This window comes from Microcoleus sp. PH2017_12_PCY_D_A (genome assembly GCF_020738565.1).
In the GTDB taxonomy this organism is placed as follows: domain Bacteria; phylum Cyanobacteriota; class Cyanobacteriia; order Cyanobacteriales; family Microcoleaceae; genus Microcoleus.
Window position 1 is genome coordinate 1 of the sequence record NZ_JAEQCI010000232.1, and the last position, 3189, is coordinate 3189.

General features: G+C 43.1%; 5 protein-coding genes. 2 read left to right on the plus strand and 3 right to left on the minus strand.

What is annotated here, in order from left to right; all coding sequences use genetic code 11:
* Positions 1-336, minus strand: a 336-nt coding sequence (locus JGK39_RS33020) for a hypothetical protein (protein WP_293299000.1), incomplete at its 3' end; no start/stop codon positions are given.
* Positions 329-937 (minus strand): hypothetical protein, encoded by a 609-nt coding sequence (locus tag JGK39_RS33025; RefSeq protein ID WP_293299003.1) that lies wholly within the window; start codon positions 935-937, stop codon positions 329-331. The genes JGK39_RS33020 and JGK39_RS33025, both read right to left, overlap by 8 nt.
* Positions 938-1150: 213 nt before the next feature.
* Here JGK39_RS33025 and JGK39_RS33030 point away from each other — a divergent pair, with 213 nt between their 5' ends.
* Together JGK39_RS33030 and JGK39_RS33035 are read left to right on the plus strand one after the other, a co-directional pair.
* Positions 1151-1585: a transposase family protein gene (locus JGK39_RS33030; protein WP_293299005.1), complete on the plus strand. Its 435-nt coding sequence runs from the start codon at positions 1151-1153 to the stop codon at positions 1583-1585.
* 25 nt (positions 1586-1610) lie between these two features.
* A complete protein-coding gene (locus tag JGK39_RS33035) occupies positions 1611-2294 on the plus strand; it encodes an ISL3 family transposase (protein WP_293299008.1) in 684 nt (227 codons plus the stop codon).
* A gap of 113 nt (positions 2295-2407) precedes the next feature.
* Here the strand turns inward: JGK39_RS33035 and JGK39_RS33040 are convergent, their stop codons facing one another.
* The gene (locus tag JGK39_RS33040; RefSeq protein WP_293261918.1) at positions 2408-3016 is read right to left on the minus strand and encodes a hypothetical protein; all 609 of its coding nucleotides are present in this window, start codon (positions 3014-3016) and stop codon (positions 2408-2410) included.
* Positions 3017-3189: the final 173 nt, after the last annotated feature.

The window sequence follows — 3189 nt, forward strand, 5'->3', positions numbered from 1 at the left end:
ACTCGTATTAATCGTGACTCCCCCGCTAACGCCTAAAATTCCACCCGGAATTTCTGCACCAGCACCGATAGAAATTGAGCTTTTTGAAGGATCTTCGTAGTTAGGATTGCCGCTGATGTCAATACCGATCGGGCTGACATCAACACTCACTCCGCCAGTAACGTTTACCCCTCCGATATTAGCCACTTCTTGGGTGACGCCGATTCCCCCGCTGCTGGCGGATACCTGCGATTTTCTCCCCATATCGACACCGGAATCTTTGCCGAGGTCGATCGCGCTCGATCCTTGGGTGCTGCTGGGGGAAAGCGATGATTTCGAGGAAACGCGGCTAGGCATAGGAAGCTTCCACCCCCGCAACCCGACTCGTGCCGCCCTCAGCAACAGCCCACAATTCGCCGTTGAGGTTGTCGGTTTCCCCGAGACTTAAAGTGCCGCCATTAGCAGCTAAAAGCATTCCCGTTCCCGGCGCTAAACCGCTAGAGGTTCCTGCAATCCAAATATTAAAATTTCCTGCGTTGGTAGCGTAGAGCAGCGCCCTATTTGTGTTGCTGCTTCTAAAGCGGATTGGTGTTAATCCGATATCAATTCCGTAGGGCACCGCAACGCCAACAGTTCTCGCAACAGGCCTGGGGATTAAGTCAATTTCAAACTTAAAGTCACCTTCTAAATTAATGTAATCGCCGGCTGCCAGCGTGCCGTGACCGTAGTTGACGATCGAAACGCCCAGAATGTCATCTGGCGACAGCAATTTGAGTTGATTGACCGTCAAATAAGGGATGAGAAACGGTATTGTCGTCTCTCTGCCTCGGTTTTGCAACAAGCTTGTTGCTAAAGGTTGCCACGCCCCGGCGCCTTTGCGAGCGTGGAACCTCAAGCCCACAAAAGGAAATTTATTCTCTACTTCCAACATCGCGGCAATTTTTTCTGCCGTGTTCATCTCGGGAAAAATGTTGGGAAACGGAGCTTGCTTTTTTGAAGCGATATAAACCGCTCCGCTTAAGGCTTCTAAATAAAAATTTCTTTCTAGAAAATAGGTTGATTCTAGGCTAGAATACGGCGCGAAAACATCCGAGCATCGAAGAATTTCGGCTCTCCTGACTTTATGGTGTATAATGTAACAAATAATACATTTACTGTCATGGACTTTTATTTGGACTATATATTAGACTTGCCTGGAGTGAAGGTTGAAAGTTGTACTCAAATTGAGGGAAGAATCTTATTGGGACTGAGAATTTTAGGAGAAGGTATAGTTTGTCATCATTGTCAACAGTATACCGAACAACTGCATCAGAATAGACCAATTTTAGTAAGAGATTTACCAGTATTTGGTCGTCCTGTGTATCTAAAAATCCCACGACGGCAGTTTTATTGTCCTAGTTGCCAACGGTATCCCACAGAAAGAATAGATTTTTTGGATATCAAAAGACGGCATACTCAACGATACGAACAAAATATTTATGAGCGTGTCAAACAATCGAGCATGGAGCAAATCGGACGAGAAGAAGAACTGAGCTATCACGAAATAAAAGAAATATTTGCTCGAGGAAATAAAGTTCAAAAAAAAAATAGATTGGAAACAGGTTAAAAAAGTTTCTATAGACGAGATAAGTATGCAGAAAGGTCAAGGAAATTTTGTGACTGTCGTTAGTGACATTTGCCAAGGTAATTTAATTGAAATGATTGATTCTCATAAAAATGAAGAAATCATTGAAGTCCTTATGCAACAACCAATTGAGGTTCGAGAACAAGTTGAAGAGGTGAGTGTTGATATGTGGGGAGGATTCCCTAAAGTTATCAAAAAAGTATTTCCAAATGCTCAAGTTGTTATCGATCGTTTTCATGTAATGAAAATAGTTAATAAAGACTTAAATAAATTACGTAGAGCAGCCAAAATAACAGATAGACAAAGTAAATATTTATTGTTAAGTAATCGAGTAAATTTGAAACCAGAGCAGATTGATAAATTAGAATTGATATTAGGTAAATCAGAATGCTTGAGAATTGCGTATGAGATGAAAGAAGAATTTAGAGAAATATATGAAACTAATTTGACAGTCAAAAAAGGGCAGAACAAAATCAAAGAATGGCTAAATCGTGCACAAGTATTTTTTAGAGAATCTGCATCAACAATTGATAATCATTTTGAGGGTATTTGCAACTACTTTCTTAATCGCACAACAAGTGGAGTCATGGAAGGAATCAACAATCGAATTAAGTTGATAATGCGGCAAGGATATGGTTTTTCTAATTTTAATAATTTCAGAAATCGCGTATTAGCTTGCTTTTCTGATTAAATAAAATTATCACCACAAGTTCAGGAGAGCCAGAATTTCGACGATGTTAGTGCCGTCAACGCTGGTTATCGATCGGCGAAATGTTCGCGTCCCCGACAGTTTATTCTCGGCCATTAAACTAAATTCCCAAACGGCGAAAGGCCTACGTAACGCCACCCGCCGAGCCCGTCAGAAAACGATTGCAACGGAATTTTTACTGTTGCAGTTAGCTCTGCATCAAGGGTCGCCGGCGCTCGTGAGTTGGCAATTTGCCAGCTTTCCACAAGGGTCAAGCTGAGGGGGTTTTTTTCAATGTTTAACTGTAGCAAGTGCAGCAGGCGGATCGCGTCAGCTAAATCTGTCGCCCAATTGCCGCTGGTAAATGTCGGTGTCCCTCCTGTGCCGGCGGTGTAACCGATGCTAGGCGCTGCAAAGTAATCGGGTACGACAACCTGTGCCGGCTGAGCGAAGGGCAACGCTACTGTCCGCACCGGGGAAGTGAAACTGATGTTCGCTACCCCGCCATTGTTGTTGGCGACTCCCTGGATTTTTTCTTCCCTGTCTTCAGCTAGGGAAAGATAATCGAGTTTGGTAGGATTTATCGCCGAATCTGCCTGCCCTCTTACTCCCAGCACCGCCAGTTGATAAATCATTCCCCCCAGAGTTGCCACGCCCGGCGTTGCCGCGCCAGCAGAGTTGACGCCCTTTATCGTTCCGTTGGCATTAACAACAATATTTGTCACAGAGGCTTCCGCTTTATTGTTTATTCAAAACTAACCTTAGTTTAAATAATATTTTGCTGGCTTTTTATCCTTATCTTTTTCTTAACAAGTTGCTCTTATAGATAAAAGAGCAACTTGTTAAAAAACAGCGAGCACCGACTTGTATGAGCTTGAGCCAATTAGAATTGACTTAG

Excerpts from the sequence above, each read along its gene's own strand:
- JGK39_RS33035 (WP_293299008.1), top strand. The coding sequence starts at position 1,611 with ATGCAGAAAGGTCAAGGAAATTTTGTGACTGTCGTTAGTGACATTTGC.
- JGK39_RS33025 (WP_293299003.1), bottom strand. The coding sequence starts at position 937 with ATGAACACGGCAGAAAAAATTGCCGCGATGTTGGAAGTAGAGAATAAA.